This window comes from Novosphingobium huizhouense (assembly GCF_020179475.1).
Classification (GTDB): domain Bacteria; phylum Pseudomonadota; class Alphaproteobacteria; order Sphingomonadales; family Sphingomonadaceae; genus Novosphingobium; species Novosphingobium huizhouense.
Genome location: NZ_JAILXZ010000001.1, coordinates 1476969 through 1493593, shown reverse-complemented (window position 1 = coordinate 1493593; position 16625 = coordinate 1476969). Strand labels below are relative to the sequence as shown.

Here is a 16625-nt window from a genome sequence, read left to right as displayed (position 1 = left end):
TTCGTTTCGTTGCGCGAAGGCTAGCGGATCGCTGGGGCTTGGGGACTGGTGGTTTGGGGAGGGGGCGTCGGGGCTGCGGCTTTACCCCTCCACCATGCTGCGCGGGCGGTCCCCCTCCCCGTGACGGGGAGGTTTTTACCCCTCCACCATGCTGCGCATGGTCCCCCTCCCCGTGACGGGGAGGATGGGGGTGGACTGTTGGGACCGGCCCCCTCCGTCATCGCTCGCGCGATGCCACCTCCCCCAAGGGGGGAGGATCTGGGGAGAAATTGCGAACGATGGCACCGTTCGTGATCGCTCGTGCGATGCCCCCGGCGGGGAGGGTCGGGGGTCAGCGCTCGAGCAGGGGTTTGAGGTAGTGGCCGGTGAAGCTGCGGGGGTTTTTGGCGACCTGTTCGGGCGTCCCTTCGGCGACCAGTTCGCCGCCGCGCACGCCGCCTTCGGGGCCCATGTCGAGGATCCAGTCGGCGGTCTTGATCACGTCGAGGTTGTGCTCGATGACCACGACCGAGTTGCCCTGGTCGACGAGGCGGTGGAGCACCTCCAGCAGCTTGCGCACGTCTTCGAAGTGGAGGCCGGTGGTCGGCTCGTCGAGGATGTAGAGCGTCTGCCCGGTCGAGCGGCGGGCGAGTTCCTTGGCGAGCTTGACCCGCTGCGCCTCGCCGCCCGAAAGCGTGGTCGCCTGCTGGCCGACCTTGACGTAGCCGAGGCCCACTTCGTTGAGCATGTGCATCCGGTCGCGGATCGGGGGCACGGCCTGGAAGAAGGCTTCGGCGTCCTCGATCGTCATGTCGAGCACGTCGGCGATCGAGAGGCCCTTGAACTTCACCTCGAGCGTTTCGCGGTTGTAGCGCTTGCCGTTGCATTCCTCGCAGGTGACGTAGACGTCGGGGAGGAAGTGCATCTCGATCTTGAGCAGGCCGTCGCCCTGGCACTTCTCGCAGCGGCCGCCCTTGACGTTGAAGCTGAAGCGGCCGGGCTTGTAGCCGCGCGCTTCGGATTCCGGGAGCCCTGCGAACCAGTCGCGGATCAGGGTGAAGGCGCCGGTGTAGGTGGCGGGGTTCGAGCGCGGGGTGCGGCCGATGGGGGACTGGTCGATCTCGATCACCTTGTCGCAGTGTTCGAGGCCGGTGATGCGGTCGTGCGGGCCGGCGATGACGCGCGCGCCGTTCAAGGCGCGGGCGGCGCCGGCGTGGAGCGTGTCGATCGTGAACGAGGACTTGCCCGAGCCCGAGACGCCGGTGACGCAGGTGAAGGTGCCGAGCGGAATCGACGCGGTGACGTCCTTGAGGTTGTTGGCGCGCGCGCCTTCGACGGTCAGTTTGAGGCCGTTGCCCTTGCGGCGTGCCTTGGGCACCTCGATCCGGCGCGCGCCGGTGAGGTACTGGCCGGTGAGGCTGTTCTCGTTGGCGAGGATCTCGGCGAGCGTGCCCTGCGCGACGATCTCGCCGCCGTGGACGCCGGCGCCCGGCCCCAGGTCGACGACGTAGTCGGCGGTGCGGATCGCGTCCTCGTCGTGCTCGACCACGATCACCGTGTTGCCGAGATCGCGCAGGCGCTTCAATGTTTCGAGCAGGCGGTCGTTGTCGCGCTGGTGCAGGCCGATGGAGGGTTCGTCGAGCACGTAAAGCACGCCCGACAGCCCCGAGCCGATCTGGCTGGCGAGGCGGATGCGCTGCGATTCCCCGCCCGACAGCGTACCTGAAGTTCGGTCGAGGTTCAGGTAATCGAGGCCGACATTGTTCAGGAATCCAAGACGTTCGTTGATTTCCTTGAGGATCGCGCGAGCAATCTGGCTCTGCTGGCTGGTGAGCTGGTCATCGAGAGCGAGGAACCAGGCGACTGCCGCCGCGACCGACAGGCGGGTGACGCTCGAGATGTCGTGCCCCGCGACCTTGACGCTCAGCGCCTCGGGCTTGAGCCGGGCGCCGTGGCAGGTCTCGCACGGCTGCGCGGTCTGGAACTTGGCCAGCTCCTCGCGCATCCAGGCGCTTTCGGTTTGCAGCATGCGGCGGTTGAGGTTGCCGATGACGCCTTCGAACGCCTTGCTGACGGTGTAGGACTTCTTGCCGTCGACGAAGGTCAGCGGCACCGGCTTGCCCGCGGTGCCGTAGAGGATGACGACCTTCACTTCGGCGGGCAGCTGTTCCCACGGCGTCGCCAGGCTGAAGCCGAAGTGTTCGGCAAGGCTTGCCAGCACCTGCATGTAGTAGGGCGACGGCGGGTTGCTCTTGGCCCAGGGCACGATGGCGCCCTGCTTGAGGCTGAGGTGCTCGTTGGGGACGACGAGCTGGGGATCGAACAGCAGCTTTTCACCGAGGCCGTCGCAGGCCGGGCACGCGCCCTGCGGAGCGTTGAACGAGAACAGCCGCGGTTCGAGCGCGTCGATGGTGAAGCCGCTGACGGGGCAGGCGAACTTTTCGGAGAAGACGATGCGGTTGGGCGGAAGGCCGGTCTTCTTCATGCCGGAGGTTTTACCGCCGGCCTTGGCCTTTACCCCTCCACCAGCCTGCGGCTGGTCCCCCTCCCCTGCCAGGGGAGGATTGCCGAGTTCGGCGAGGGTGGTGTCGGCGAGGTCGACGTAGGCGAGGCCTTCGGCGAGCTTGAGCGCCTGTTCGAAGCTGTCGGCGAGGCGCGTCTGGATGCCGTCCTTCACCGCGATGCGGTCGACCACGACCTCGATGTCGTGCTTGAGCTTCTTGTCGAGCGCGGGGGCGTCCTCGATCGCCATCAGCTCGCCGTTGATGCGCACGCGGGTATAGCCCGCCTTCTGCCATTCGGCGAGCTCGCGGCGGTATTCGCCCTTGCGGCCGCGCACCACGGGCGCGAGCAGGTAGGCGCGGGTGCCCTCGGGCAGGGCCATGACGCGGTCGACCATCTGGCTGACGGTCTGCGCCGCGATCGGCTCGCCGGTGGCGGGCGAATAGGGCACGCCGACGCGCGCCCAGAGCAGGCGCATGTAGTCGTAGATCTCGGTGACGGTGGCGACGGTCGAGCGCGGGTTGCGGCTGGTGGTCTTCTGCTCGATCGAGATCGCGGGGCTGAGGCCGTCGATGTGCTCGACATCGGGCTTCTGCATCATCTCGAGGAACTGGCGGGCATAGGCCGAGAGGCTCTCGACATAGCGGCGCTGGCCTTCGGCGTAGATCGTGTCGAACGCGAGGCTCGACTTGCCCGAGCCCGAAAGGCCGGTGATGACGATCAGGCTGCCGCGGGGAAGATCGACGTCGATCCCCTTGAGGTTGTGCTCGCGCGCGCCGCGCACCGAAAGGGTCGTGAGGGACATGATGCCGATGTTCCAGATTTGTTCGATTCAGGCAACGGGGTTTTGCCTGCAATCGCGGAAGAGCGGCGGATGTGGGGAGCGCCGCGCGGCGGGGCAAGGTGGCGGCAGGGGCAAGCGGGAGATGTAAGAGCTTTCGCGCAAAGGGCGCAGAGACGCGGAGCTCGATTGACGTGGGGAATGGTTCAGGAACCCATCCGCAACGCACTTGCGGGAGGGCGGAATTCGCTTACTCTTGTGCGGCATCGGGGATGCGACGCGCGCGTGGTCGAGCGGGGCGCGACGGGCGGGGACGAGAGGGACGACATGCAGCAGATCGCGGCAACCCTCGCGCAAATATCCGCGGGCCTGCGCGATACCGCCAATTAGCCGCCGCCCTTCAGGGACTCGGCCTTCTGATCGACCGGAAAACGCGCCGCGGCACGCGCGGTGATAGCGTGGAGCAATTTTTTCCAACCAGGCATGACCAATCGCGGTATGCATAGCGCGAGTTATTGATCTTTTGTCGGACAATAACACGAACTGCGCCTGCTACACGGACGGGCGACAATAAAATGAAAGCAGGGGGCTTATCTTGGCATTAATCAATGGCACAACGGGCAATGACAAGCTGATTGGAGGTTCCGCAAGCGATCGCATCAACGGCCTTGCCGGTGACGATATCTTACGCGGCGGCGATGGCGCCGACACGCTCGCCGGGGGCGAAGGCGTGGATGCTGTCTATGGCGGAGCAGGCGACGACATCATCCTGCTGACGAAGTCGGAAGACATCGCCGCGGGCGATGCCGTCGATGGCGGTTCAGGATATGATACGCTTCGGGTCGATTTCGGCAGCATCTATGCGCCGCGCGCAGAAATCACGTACACGAAGCTCACATCCATCGAAGCGATCGATTTCGGACTCAACAACGGCGGACTGATCAAGGCAGACCAGCTGGCTCCGCTTGCTGCAATCAGCGGAGAAATCTGGCTGTCGGGTGGCGGCACGTTCCATTTCGAAGGAAGCCAGGGACAAGGCCAGTTCCATCTGGCGCGCGCCGCGACGCGGTTCGACGGCTCGCTTGCCGACACCGGACTTGTCATCGCCGGCAATATCGGCGCGGACGTCGTGCTGGGCAGCGCCTTCAACGACACCATCGTCGGCGGAGGTGGCAACGACACGATCCGGGGCTATGCCGGCAACGACAGGCTCGACGGAAACGTAGGACTCGACAAGGTCTACGGCGGTACCGGAGACGATACCCTCGTCGTCCACAACTACGCTACGGCCGGAGCGCTGCTCGACGGCGGCTCCGGGATCGACACGCTGGAAGTTGCCGAGGCCGGACTCATCGACCTGAGCAAACTGACGCTGGCCGGGCTCGAGCGGATTGCGTTGCCCGAATTTTCGCTGGCTACGCTGACGCTCGGCCAATTCCACCAATTCCAGTTCCTGTCGGGGAGTTTTGTGCTGACCAGTGGCGGCACGATCTCGCTGAAAGGCAAGGCATTCGAGAATTTCTCGCTGCAGCTGGCGGCGGTGAACAACGTGGTCGACGCCAGTTCGGTAACGGGCGCGGTCGCCATTTTTGGTGCGCAGGGGAATGACACGATCCGTGGTGGCAGCGCAGACAGCACGCTGTCGGGAGGCTTCGGCGCCGACCTCCTGCGGGGTGGAAGCGGCAACGAGACGCTCGTCGGCGGGTTCGGTCTCGACCAAGTCTACGGCGGCGGCGGCAACGACACGATCATCATCGGCAGCGATGACGCGGTTTCGGGCGAGCTGGTCGATGGCGGAGCCGGATACGATACGCTTGCATTGGACAGCCCGGGCCAGACCGACCTTTCGCTCATCAAGCTGGTCTCGGTAGAGGCGCTGACGAGCCTCTACCCATCGTTCATCCGGCTGACCGCGGCGCAACTGGGCAGTTTCGCCAATCTGCCGCAGGCGACATACGTTCTCGCCGACGGGGGCCTGGTCGCACCGACCGCGACGATCGCAAGCGGCACGGACTTCCAGCTGGCCGGCGGGGCTGCGACGCTCGACCTGCGCGGCGCGAAGGCGAACTACGTCGACATCTTCGCAGGCGACGGCGCCGATACTGTCTGGGCAACCGAATCCGCCAACACGATCCAGCTCTGGGGAGGAAACGACGTTGCCTATGCGCGGGGCGGAGACGATGAGGTCGATGGCGGGGCGGGGAACGATCGGATCGATGGCGGCGGCGGAGCAGATGTCATTGTCGGCGGTGCGGGCGCCGACAGCCTGAGCGGCGCTGCCGGAAACGACCGGCTCGAGGGCGGCAGCGACAACGACACGCTGAATGGGGGCGATGGCAATGACCTCCTGATCGGCGGCGCAGGCCAGGACATGCTGACCGGTGCGACCGGCGCGGATACCTTCCTGTTCATCGCGGCCGACTGCGGCACCACCCGTGCCAGCGCGGACCGGATCGCCGACTTCAGCCATGCTGAAGGCGATCGGATCGACATCTCGCTGATCGATGCCGATGGAGCGACGTTCGGTGACCAGACGTTCACGCTGGTTTCGGACGCCTTCACTGCGGCAAGCCAGGTGCGAGTGGTCCAGGCGGACGGCAATACCTACGTCGAAATGAACACCAACGGCGATACGGTTGCCGACCTGGTGATCCGGCTGGACGGCGCGGTGACGCTGGTGGCCGCCGACTTCGTGCTCTGATCCCGCCTTCCCCCTAGCTCCCCCCCCCTTCCCCCGCCTATGCGCTTGCGCACTGGCGGGTGGGCGGGATTCGTTTACTCTTGTGCGGCATCGCGGATGCGGACGCACGCTTTGCCCGGCGGGGCGCGGGCGGGGACGAGAGGGACCACATGCAACTGATCACGGCGACCACGGCGCAGATTTCGGCGGGCTTGCGCGAGGCGGGGATATCGCTGGGCGCGAGCCAGCGGACCTGGTCGGTGCCGGGCGCCGGCTCGACCTGGCCGGGCGACGACTATCCCGCCGGGTCCGAGCCGTTCACCGGCTATGCGACGTTCAACGCGACGCAAGCCGCCAATTTCGGCAAGGCGATCGCGGCGTGGGACGAGGTCGTCGCGGCGAACTTCACGCAAGTGGCCGACAACGCCTCGTCGCGCGGGGAAATCCGCGTCGCCTTCACCACGATCGCCGACGCGGGCGTGGCGGGCTATGCCTACCAGGGCTTCCCCGGCGCGCCGGGCAGCTCGACCGGCGACATCTGGATCGACGACGAGAGCAAGGCGGCGACGATGGCGCCGGGCAGCTACGACTTCGAGGTGCTGATCCACGAGATCGGCCACACGCTGGGCCTGAAGCACCCGTTCGAGGGCACGCCGCTGCCGCAGGGGCTGGACGATGCGCTCTACACGGTGATGAGCTACAACCACTTCGCCCAGGCGGTGACGGTGACGCTCGCCGACGGGGCGTTCTCGACCGACTTCGCGATCGTCTCGGCGGTGACCCCGATGGTGCTCGACATCGCCGCGGCGCAGGCGATCTATGGCAAGGACACGACCACGCGCAAGGGCGACACGGTCTACAGCTTCGTGCAGGGGCAGGCGCAGGTCGAGACGATCTGGGACGCCGGCGGCACCGACACCTTCGACTGTTCAGCCTTCACCCGCCGCTGCAACATCGACTTGCGCGCCGGCGCCTACAGCGACATCGGCGTGCTGACGATCGCCGACCAGGTGGCCGCGCAGAAACCGGTGCAGCAGGCGGGCGAGAGCGACTTCGCCTATGCCCAGCGGCTCGACGTGTGGCACCAGTTCGCCGACTGGGTCGATACCAGCGTGCTCCCGGTGATCCGCCAGTCGGGGATCACCGCGTTCGAGTTCAAGGACAATGTCGCGATCGCGCTGGACGTGACGATCGAGAACGCGATCGGCGGTTCGGGCAACGACCAGATCGGCGGCAACGGCGCGGCCAACGTGCTGAGCGGCGGCGCGGGCGCGGACACGCTCTCGGGCCTTGCCGGCAACGACACGCTGAACGGCGGCAGCGGCGCCGACAAGCTAATCGGCGGCGGCGGCGACGACACTTTGCGCGGCGGCAGCGGGCGCGACGTGCTGACCGGCGGGACCGGCGCGGACCGCTTCGTCTTCGCAGGCGGCGAGACCGGCAAGCTGCACACCGGCGCCGACCGCATCACCGACTTCGCCCATGCCCAGGGCGACCGCATCGACCTTTCCGCGATCGACGCCAATGCGACGCTCGCGGGCAATCAGGCCTTCGCCTTCATCGGCGCGGGCGCGTTCGGCAAGGTCGCAGGGCAACTCCACGCGGTGCTCGACGGCGGCAACACCTATGTCGAGGGCGACGTCAACGGCGACGGCCTTGCCGACTTCGCGATCCGGCTGGACGGGGCAGTGACGCTGCTGGGGTCGGATTTCGTGCTCTAGGCCGTAAACTCATGGAGTTTAGGGCCCTGGCAAATGCGCCGGATCGGGCCGAAGCCCTTGTCAGCAGGAAATTAATCCCGCAGATCAGGATGATAAGTCCGCGCCGCGAGGGCGCAGGGGAGAGATCGCAGGCACCGCTGGCGCAAGGCGCGCACGGGCGGCGCGCCGTCTTCTCCTCCCTTCCCCCCTCGGCCAAGCGGTGGCCCGCGCGTGGCGACGCCGGGGACCAAGGTCGCATAGCCCGTCGCCGTCCCGATGCCACCGCCGCAGCGCGCGCGTCGGCGGCGATGCCTGCACCTTCCCGGGGACCCTAGCGACCATGGCCACTTTCACCGTCCGCACCAACAACGTTCCGATCGACTTCGACAACCTCGACCTCAACTGGTTCTGGCGCAACCAGACCGATGCGGACCTGCAGCAGGGCGCGTACTACACCGTCTATGGCATCACCTATCCCGACGTCGCCTACATCTCGGCGAGCCAGGGCGGCGACGACGGCGAGATCCAGGTCGGCGGCACCGGGCTGACCGCCAGCAGCAGCGGGCTGACCGGCGGCACGATCACCGGGCTGCTCGAACAGCAGAACGGGGTCACGCTCTACACCATCGAGAACGTCAGCGTTTCGGCGCGCGCGCTGCAATCGGCGCTGCAGAGCCAGTCGAGCGCCGACGACAAGGCGCTGCTCGCGGCGGCGTTCTCGGGCAACGACACGATCGAGCTGTCCGACGCCGCGGACCGGGTCTACGGCTTTGCCGGCGACGACACGATCAGGGGCGCGGGCGGGGTCGACTACCTCGACGGCGGCGCGGGCGACGACCTGATCGACGGCGGCAGCGGCAACGACATCATGGTCGGCGGCGCGGGCGACGACAGCTTCATCGTCGAACAGGCGGGCGACCAGGTGCGCGAGAACGCCGGCGAAGGCCGCGACGCGGTGGGCGCGACGATCAGCTATACGCTGGGCGCCAATGTCGAGGACCTGTTCCTGCTGACCGCCGGCGGCGCGATCGACGGCACCGGCAACGAGCTCGACAACCTCATCGTCGGCAACAGTTCGGTCAACGTGCTCAAGGGGCTGGGCGGCAACGACCGGTTCTACGGCAACGGCCCGGGCGACAGCTTCATCGGCGGCGCGGGCAACGACACCTACAACGTCAACTTCGCCGGCACGACGGTGGTGGAAGCGGCGGGCGAAGGCACCGACACGGTCCGCGCCGGGATCAGCTATGCGCTGACCGCCTATGTCGAGAACCTCGAGCTGACCGGGACCAATGCCATCGAAGGCACCGGCAACGGCAGCTCCAACCGCATCACCGGCAATGCCGCGGCCAACGTGCTGGCGGGCGGCGCCGGGGCCGACGTGCTGCTCGGCCTGGGCGGCGACGACACGCTGCGCCCGGGCAGCGGCGGCGGCCGGGTCGATGGCGGCGACGGCTTCGACACGGTGAGCTATGCCGGCGAGAGCTTCGGCGCCCGGGCCGCGTTCGGCGCCGAGATCAGCGGCGGCGACCGGCTCGACAACGTCGAGCTGCTGATCGGATCGGGCAAGGCCGACAGTTTCTTCGGCGACGCCAACGGCAACCGCATCGAAGGGCGCGGCGGGGCCGACCACATCGAGGGCGGCGCGGGCGACGACGTGCTGTCGGGCGGCGCCGGCGACGACGTGATCCTTGCCGGGAGCGGCGCCGACACGGTGGCTGACAGCGGCGCGGATGCGGGCGGCAGCGACGAGATCGACCTCGGCGACGGGGCCGACACGGCGACGCTCGTGCTCAAGACCGGCAACGTGCTGCAGGTCCGCGGCGGCAAGGACTACGACACGATCACCGTCAGCGGCAGCGCCGGGGCGGACGGGCTGGTCCATGTCGAGACCGACGACGAGGCGAACAACGCCTACGTCGGCAACGGCGCGAAGGTGGTGCTGGCGGTCGACAACGCGGTGGTGATCGGCGGGGCGAGCCAGGACACGGTGGTCTCGACGCTGGGCCGCGGCGGCGTGCAGACCTATACGCTGGGCGATGGCAGCGACACGATCCGGCTCGGCGGCGCGGGCCTGGGCCGGACGCAGGTGACGGTGACCGACTTCGCCGCGGGCGCGGGCGGCGACGTGTTCGCGCTCGACGACCTGATCGCGCGGATGACCGGCCTCGCCCCGCTCGCCAACCCCTTCGGCGACGGCCATCTGCGGCTGGTGGCCGAGGGCACGGACACGCTGATCCAGATCGACCGCGACGGCCTTGCCGGCAACGACTTCGCCTTCCAGACCGTGGCGCGGCTCGAAGGGCTGTTCCCGGCGGTGCTGACCGCGGACAACTTCGGCGGTTATGCGCCGTCGTTCTCGTGGGTCTATTTCGGCACCGGTGCGGGCGAAACGCTGACCGGCACGGTCAACGACGACACGATCGTGGGCTTTGCCGGCAACGACACGATCAAGGGCCTGGCCGGCAGGGACACGCTCGAGGGCGGCAACGGCGACGATGCGATCAGCGGCGGCGACGGGGCCGACCTGCTGCGCGGCGATGCCGGCAACGACACGCTGCGCGGCGGCGATGCGGCGGACGTGCTGAACGGCGGGGACGGCGACGACGTGCTGTTCGGCGATGCCGGTGGCGACACGCTGCGCGGCGAGGCGGGCGCCGACACCCTGCGCGGCGGCGCCGGGCTCGACACGCTGATCGGCGGGACGGGCGCGGACCGCTTCGTGTTCGGCAACCGCGAGACCGGCGCGACGCGCGCCGGCGCCGACCGCATCGCCGACTTCAGCCACGCGCAGGGCGACCGCATCGACCTGTCGCTGATCGACGCGCGGGCGATGACCGACGGCAACCAGACCTTCAGCTTCATCGGCACGGCGGCGTTCACCCGCGCCGGGCAGCTCCACGTGGTCCACGAGGGCGGCTCGACCTGGATCGAGGGCGAGATGACCGGCGACGGCGTGGCCGACCTGGTGATCCGGCTGAACGGCACGGTGGACCTCGTCGCGGCCGACTTCGTGCTGTGACGGGGCCGGTGGCGCGCAAGTGGCGGGCAGGCGGCGACGGTAACCAAAAATTTCCCATCCATGTCGTTCCGATACAAGCGCTGAGGGGCAATACGTGCTAACCCAATGGAAGGATTGGCATATATCGTAAGATTGGATAGTTTGCCCGTGACCGAGCTGCGCGACTTCGAATGGCGGATCGCCCCGACGCGGGCGGCTGCGCCGATCCCTTGCGCGACGCCCGCGCCAGGGAGCGCATCGCCCGCTCCCGTACCCGTACCTGTCCCCGCCCCCGCTCCCGCCCTGCTTGCCGACCCGCACCGCGAGCCGCCGGCAGCGCACCTGTTCGGCGCCGGTCCGCACGGCCCGGCGGCGGCGCGACCGGCGATCCCGCTGGCCGAGCGCGATCATTTCGCCGAGCGGTTCGCGATCGATTTCGCCGCCGCGCTCGACCGGCGCGGCTGAAGCGCCCCCGCTTCCCTTTACCGCACGACCAGGACGCCCCGTCGCGAATTCGCGGCGGGGCGTTGTCGTATTGAAGTCATCTTACGAAACGCGAATGTAACCCTGCAACAAATAATGATTCCAGTTGAAACCGAATTAGTTTCACGCAAGCGTTTGTTGCATTTAATCCAAATAAATACGCAAAACGAATCCTTTACATTGTATTAAACTGCGAGCATTGCGCGGGCGGGATCGCGATAACTACTCGACACCCCCAGTTCCCAGGAGATTATCGTATGGTTCGCACCGCAGTTTTCGCGGCGATGGCGCTCGCCACCACCGCTTTCGCTCCGCTCGCGCAGGCGCGCGACGACGCCCTCGCCCCCGTGCAGAGGCTCGACGTCCGCTACGACGACCTCAACCTTGCCAGCGGGCGCGGCGTCGCCACGCTCGACCGCCGCATCGCCCGCGCCGCCGTGGCGGTCTGCGGCAGCGCCGACGGCGCCGAGCTGGCGCTGCGTCGCGCGGTCAAGGCGTGCCAGCGCCGCGCGATCGGCGGCGCGAGCGACGCGCGCCGCTTCGCCATCGCCGCCAACGCGACGCGCATGGCCGCGCGCTGAGGCGGGGAAGCCGCTTGGAGAGGCCCGCCGGACGCAACGGTCCGGCGGGCCTTTTCGCATCAGCCGAGCGCGAGCGCGCGCGCGCCCGGCTCGCCGAGCCAGCGCGCGGCGACGCCCCAGACCTGCGCGATCAGCGCAGGGGTGAGCACGGCGGCAGGCGCGCCTTCGGCGACGAGGCGGCCGCGATCGAGCACCGCGACGCGGTCGGCGTGGTTCATCGCCAGCGCGAGGTCGTGGAGCACCAGCACGACGCCGCGGCCCGCGCCCGCCAGCGCGCGCAGCTGCGCGAGCAGCACCTGCTGGTGCGAAAGGTCGAGCGCGGCGAGCGGTTCGTCGGCGAGCACCCAGTCGGGCTCGCCCGCGAGCACGCGCGCAAGCAGCGCGCGGGCGCGCTCGCCGCCCGAAAGCTGCGCGACGGGGCGCTCGGCAAGCGCGGCAAGATCGAGCTGGCGCAGCGCGGCGTCGATCGCGCGCGCGTCGTCGGCAGCGCCGGCATCGTGCGGCAGGCGGCCGAGCGCGGCGAGCGTGCGCACCGAGAGGTTCCAGGCGACTTCGCCCGACTGCGGCAGGTAACCGATGCGCTGCGCCCGCCGACGTGGGGGGAGCGCACGCAACGCATCGGACCCGAGGCTGACGGCGCCGGGGACGAGCCCGGCGAGCGCCGCCAGCAGGGTGGACTTGCCCGCGCCGTTGGGCCCGACGATGGCGGTGACGGTGCCCGGCGCGAGCGCGAGGGACACGCCTTCGAGCCGTCCGTCGACGATCAGGTTGCGGGCGAGCAGCGTGCTCATGCGACCTCGCGCCGCAAGCGCAGCAGCAGGTGGAGGAAGAAGGGCGCGCCGGCGAGGCTGAGCGCGATGCCGAGGCGCAGCTCGCCGCCGGGCAGCGGGACCAGCCGGCACAGGCAATCGGCGAGCAGCAGCAGCAGCGCGCCGGCCAGCGCGCTCGGCAGCAGCAGCGCCGACGGGCGGCCGTCGGTGAACGGGCGCACCATGTGCGGCACGATCAGCCCGACGAAGCCGATGATCCCGGCGACCGCGACGCCGGCGCCGACGAGGCAGCCGACCCCTGCCGCCAGCAGCCATTGCAGCCGCACCGGATCGACCCCGAGCGAGCGCGCCGCCGCCTCGCCCAGCGTCAGCGCATCGAGGCTGCGCCCGGTGCGCGCGAGCAGCGCGAGGCCGAGAAGCGTCGGCGGCGCGGCCAACGCGACATCGCGCCAGCCGCGATCGGCGAGCGCGCCCATCAGCCAGGTGACGATCTCGGACAGCGCGAAGGGGTTGGGCGAGAGGCTGATGGCGAGGCTGGTCAGCGCGCCGGCGAGGCTTGCGATCATCATGCCGGCGAGCGTGAACAGCGCGATCCCCGCGCCGCGCCCGGCGATCAGCGCGAGCAACCCCATGGCGAGCGCGCCGCCGGCGAGCGCGAAGACGGGCAGCGCGAAAGGCTGGACCGCATAGCCGGTATAAAACGACAGCACCGCGCCCAATGCCGCCATCGGCGCGACGCCGAACAGCCCCGGATCGGCGAGCGGATTGCGCAAGTAGCCCTGCATCGCGGCGCCGGCGGCGCCGAGGCCGCCGCCGACCAGCAGCGCGAGCACCGCACGCGGCGCGCGCAGTTCCATCAGGATCGGCACGGCATTGCGCACCGGGGGCCCGAACGGATCGATCCACACCTGGCCTGCCAGCAACGAGAGCGGCAGCGCGAGGAGCAGGAGGCCGGCGAGAAGGGTGGCAGGGCGGGTCATCGGGCGTGGACGGGCTGCATTACCCCTCCACCGCCTGCGGCGGTCCCCCTCCCCCGTTGGGGGAGGATCTGGTTGCGGACTTCGGCGAGGCGGCGGGCGGCACGGATGATCGTTGGGCCGCCGCAATAGAGCAGGTTGGGCGCGAAGGCGGCGCGGGTGGTGCCGGCGAGCGCGCGCAGCGCCGGGTGCGACAGCGCGCGGTCCTGGTCGGCGGTGGCGCGGTCTGTCGCGTCGGCGACGAGGATCACCCGCGGCGGGTCGGCGAGCATGCGTTCGAGCGGCAGGCGGTCAGCCTGGCCCAGGCCACGCAGCGCGCTGAAGTTGCTGTAGCCGGTGCGGACGAGCAGGTCGGAGACGAGCGTCCCCTTGCCCGGCACGATTCCGCCCGGCTCCCATACGACGGCCGGGACCGGCGGCGCGCCCGGCGGCGGCGCGGCGGCGGCGAGCGCCGAATCCATCCGCGCGACCAGCGCCTCGCCGCGGTCGGGATGGCCGACCAGCGCGGCGAGCCGGCGCACCTGCGCGCGCGAGGCCCCGACCGTCGCGGCCATGTCGAAGGTCTCGAACCGCAGGCCGAGGCGGGCGTAGGCATCGGCGGTGGCGGGCGCGACGAAGGCGCCGTCGATCACCACGTCGGGACGCAGCGCGAGCACTTCCTCGACGGTGCCGTGCGTGCTCGGCAGCCGCCGGGCGAGGCCCGGGTCCATGCTCGACGCGCGGGGATCGCGGCTCCACGCCGAGATCGCGAGGATCTGGTCGCGGTCGGCGACTTCGGCGAGGATCGCATCGGTGCAGGGGTTGAGGCTGACCACGCCGGGATGCGCGCGCGGCGCAGCCGGGGCGTCGGCGCGGCTGGCGGGAATGCACCCCGCGAGCAGGAGCAGCGGCGCCGCCCCGGCGAGCGCGCGCGCCGCGCCGCGGCCGATCGCCTTAATAGCGCACCCTGACGCCGGCGAAGACGCTGCGCCCCCAGGTGTTGTAGGTCGCCGCGGTCGGCACGTAGGCGTCGAACACGTTCTCGACGCGCCCGTAGAGTTCGAACGCGGGAGCGATGGCATAGGCGGCGCGCAGGTCGGTGATCATCCCGCCCGGCAGCTTGACGGTGTTGGCGCGGTTGTCAAAGCTCTCCGAACGGAAGCGCAGGTCGGCGCCGAGCGACAGGCCCTCGAGCGGGCTGGTCCAGTCGATCGAGCCGGTGACGGTGGCGAAGGGCCGGCGCGGCAGGTCCTTGCCGTCGTAGAACGAATCCGTGCTGCGGTCGCGCGCGCGCAGCAGCGTGGCGTTCATCTGCACCGCAAGCTGCGGCGAGGCCTGCGCGGACCATTCCAGCTCGACGCCCTCGGCGCGGGCGCGGCTGGCGTTGTAGTAGAAGCCGCCGAAGCCGAACCCGGCATCGTTGGCCGCGACGCAGGCGGGCGAGGTCTCGCCGAAGCACGAGAAGAACTCGACGAGGCTGCGGGTGTCGCGGCGGAACAGGGTGACCGCGGCGAAGACCCGGTCGCGGCTGCCCCATTCGAGCCCGGCCTCGTAGCTGCGGCTGCGCTCGGGCTTGAGCGGGTCGAGGCCGAGCGGCTGGTAGGCGACGTTGCCGTAGGTGGGGTCGTAGAGTTCGAACAGCGTCGGCGCGCGGAAGCCCTCGCCGTAGCTGGCGCGCAGGCGCAGGTCGGCGGGCAGGCGGACGCTGGCGTTGGCGCCGAAGGTCCAGGCATCGCCGTACTGGTTGTGGTCGTCGTAGCGCACGCCGGCCGCGACCTGCGCGCGCTCGCCGTACCAGCCGAGCAGCGCGTGGGCGCTATTGAGGCGGCTGCGCGGGCTGGCCGAGCCTTCGCGCGGCAGCGTCTGGCGCTCGCTGTCGGCGCCGAAATCGAGCGCGAAATCGGCCGGCAGGCGGACGCGCCCGGTCAGCTCGGCGCGCTGGCTGCGGCCGGCAAAGCCGTATTCGAGCGCATCGCCGGCGCCGCCGTCGTAAGTGTCGCGGCGGGTGTCGGAAAAGGCGTAGCCGGCATCGAGGTCGAGCGCGCTCGAACGGTAGCGCAGGCCGGCGCGCGCGGTGAACTGGCGCGTGACCTGGTATTCGAGCGTGTCGCCGAAGGTGTATAGCGGCGGCGGGAAGCCGTCGATCTCGCTGCGGCTGCGGGCATAGCGCGCGGTGGCGACGACGCTGAGGCCGGGGACCAGCTCGAAGCGGCCGCGCCCGCCGACGCGCCACTGGTCGTAGCCGTCGGCCTCGGTCCCGGCGCGCGCCGCCGAGACGCCGTCGGTGCGCTCGTAGCCGCCGTTGAGGGTGAGCGCGGCGCGCGCACCGGAAAGGCCGGCGACGGCATTGCCCGAGAAACTGCCGTAGCTGCCGCCTTCGGCGCTCGCCTCGACGCCGTTCAGTTCGCGCGAGGTGACCGCGAGCACGCCGCCGATGGCCTCGGAACCCCAGATCACCGAGTTCGACCCGCGCAGCAGCTCGACCGAGCCGAGCCCGCCGGTCTGGAGCGTGGCGAAGTCGTTGGCGCCCTTGGGCGAGGACACGTCGTTGAGCCGCACGCCGTCGACGAGGACGAGGAGATGCTCGGAATTGGCGCCGCGCACGAACAAGCTGGTCTGGCCGCCGGGGCCGCCGGTGCGGGCGAAGGCGACGCCGGGCAGGTGCTCGACGACGCGGACGAGGTCGGGGCCCTGCAGGCGCTGGAGATCCTGCGCGGTGAGCACCGCGATCGCCTGGCCGGTCTGGTCGATGCGGGTCTCGGTGCCGGTGGCGAGCACGGTGATCGGCTCGGGCGCGGGCGCGGGCGCGCCCTCTTCGGCGTGCGCGACCTGCGCAGACAGCGCGAGCGCGCAGGACAAGGCAATGAACGACGAACGCATGGCATTTCCCCCGGCCCATGAACGACGAGGCGTCGTCCATGGCGGGAGCCTGCGCGGGGCCAAACGGCGCGCGGGATCACGCATGCGCCCGGTACACCCCGCCCGGCCGCGGAACGACCGCACACCGGCAGGTTTCCTGGCTCGCCCGGGTCATCGCGGGGGCCGTCCGCCTTCCCGGCGCTGGGGCCAGTGGCATGTGGACGGTCCGCTCGCCGGGCACAGTTGCGGGGGCAGCTCCGGCTGGCTTCGCTGGGCGAAGATCCGGATTCCCTCTTAGCCCCGTCTCCGGGGCACCGATGGCGTCGGCGGCGC

General features: G+C 69.8%; 10 protein-coding genes and 1 riboswitch. Of the genes, 5 read left to right on the top strand and 5 right to left on the bottom strand.

What is annotated here, in order from left to right:
• Positions 1 to 331: 331 nt before the first annotated feature.
• Positions 332 to 3286 (bottom strand): excinuclease ABC subunit UvrA, encoded by a 2955-nt coding sequence (gene uvrA, locus K3A85_RS07460; RefSeq protein ID WP_225205832.1) that lies wholly within the window; start codon positions 3284 to 3286, stop codon positions 332 to 334.
• Positions 3287 to 3857: 571 nt separating this feature from the next.
• Here uvrA and K3A85_RS18125 point away from each other — a divergent pair.
• The 5 genes from K3A85_RS18125 (at position 3858) to K3A85_RS07400 (ending at position 11707) form a co-directional block, all read left to right on the top strand.
• Positions 3858 to 5963 carry a calcium-binding protein gene (locus tag K3A85_RS18125; protein WP_318248071.1) on the top strand — a complete coding sequence of 702 codons (2106 nt, stop codon included), beginning with the start codon at positions 3858 to 3860 and terminating at the stop codon, positions 5961 to 5963.
• 149 nt (positions 5964 to 6112) lie between these two features.
• Positions 6113 to 7663: a M10 family metallopeptidase C-terminal domain-containing protein gene (locus tag K3A85_RS18120; protein ID WP_318248070.1), complete on the top strand. Its 1551-nt coding sequence runs from the start codon at positions 6113 to 6115 to the stop codon at positions 7661 to 7663.
• A 319-nt stretch (positions 7664 to 7982) separates the two neighbouring features.
• A complete protein-coding gene (locus tag K3A85_RS18115) occupies positions 7983 to 10664 on the top strand; it encodes a calcium-binding protein (RefSeq protein ID WP_318248069.1) in 2682 nt (893 codons plus the stop codon).
• Between the two features lie 147 nt (positions 10665 to 10811).
• Positions 10812 to 11108 (top strand): hypothetical protein, encoded by a 297-nt coding sequence (locus K3A85_RS17980; protein WP_263624627.1) that lies wholly within the window; start codon positions 10812 to 10814, stop codon positions 11106 to 11108.
• Between the two features lie 275 nt (positions 11109 to 11383).
• On the top strand, positions 11384 to 11707 hold the full coding sequence (locus K3A85_RS07400) for a UrcA family protein (protein WP_225205831.1): 324 nt from the start codon (positions 11384 to 11386) through the stop codon (positions 11705 to 11707).
• 59 nt (positions 11708 to 11766) lie between these two features.
• Here the strand turns inward: K3A85_RS07400 and K3A85_RS07395 are convergent, their stop codons facing one another.
• From K3A85_RS07395 to K3A85_RS07380, 4 genes are all read right to left on the bottom strand, one after another.
• A complete protein-coding gene (locus tag K3A85_RS07395) occupies positions 11767 to 12498 on the bottom strand; it encodes an ABC transporter ATP-binding protein (RefSeq protein WP_225205830.1) in 732 nt (243 codons plus the stop codon).
• On the bottom strand, positions 12495 to 13457 hold the full coding sequence (locus tag K3A85_RS07390) for a FecCD family ABC transporter permease (RefSeq protein ID WP_225205829.1): 963 nt from the start codon (positions 13455 to 13457) through the stop codon (positions 12495 to 12497). Before K3A85_RS07390 ends, K3A85_RS07395 begins: the two co-directional genes overlap by 4 nt.
• Positions 13454 to 14269, bottom strand: a complete 816-nt coding sequence (locus K3A85_RS07385) for an ABC transporter substrate-binding protein (protein WP_225205828.1) — start codon at positions 14267 to 14269, stop codon at positions 13454 to 13456. Before K3A85_RS07385 ends, K3A85_RS07390 begins: the two co-directional genes overlap by 4 nt.
• 118 nt (positions 14270 to 14387) lie before the next feature.
• Positions 14388 to 16313, bottom strand: coding sequence for a TonB-dependent receptor plug domain-containing protein (locus tag K3A85_RS07380; protein WP_225205827.1), 1926 nt, complete (start codon positions 16311 to 16313; stop codon positions 14388 to 14390).
• Positions 16314 to 16435: 122 nt separating this feature from the next.
• A riboswitch (cobalamin riboswitch) is annotated at positions 16436 to 16612 on the bottom strand.
• Positions 16613 to 16625 lie beyond the last annotated feature (13 nt).

What these genes read in the sequence shown, in the direction of transcription:
- K3A85_RS07400 (WP_225205831.1), top strand. Translation starts at nt 11,384, where the DNA reads ATGGTTCGCACCGCAGTTTTCGCGGCGATGGCGCTCGCCACCACCGCT.
- K3A85_RS18120 (WP_318248070.1), top strand. Translation starts at nt 6,113, where the DNA reads ATGCAACTGATCACGGCGACCACGGCGCAGATTTCGGCGGGCTTGCGC.
- K3A85_RS07395 (WP_225205830.1), bottom strand. Translation starts at nt 12,498, where the DNA reads ATGAGCACGCTGCTCGCCCGCAACCTGATCGTCGACGGACGGCTCGAA.
- K3A85_RS07390 (WP_225205829.1), bottom strand. Translation starts at nt 13,457, where the DNA reads ATGACCCGCCCTGCCACCCTTCTCGCCGGCCTCCTGCTCCTCGCGCTG.
- uvrA (WP_225205832.1), bottom strand. Translation starts at nt 3,286, where the DNA reads ATGTCCCTCACGACCCTTTCGGTGCGCGGCGCGCGCGAGCACAACCTC.
- K3A85_RS18115 (WP_318248069.1), top strand. Translation starts at nt 7,983, where the DNA reads ATGGCCACTTTCACCGTCCGCACCAACAACGTTCCGATCGACTTCGAC.
- K3A85_RS07380 (WP_225205827.1), bottom strand. Translation starts at nt 16,313, where the DNA reads ATGCGTTCGTCGTTCATTGCCTTGTCCTGCGCGCTCGCGCTGTCTGCG.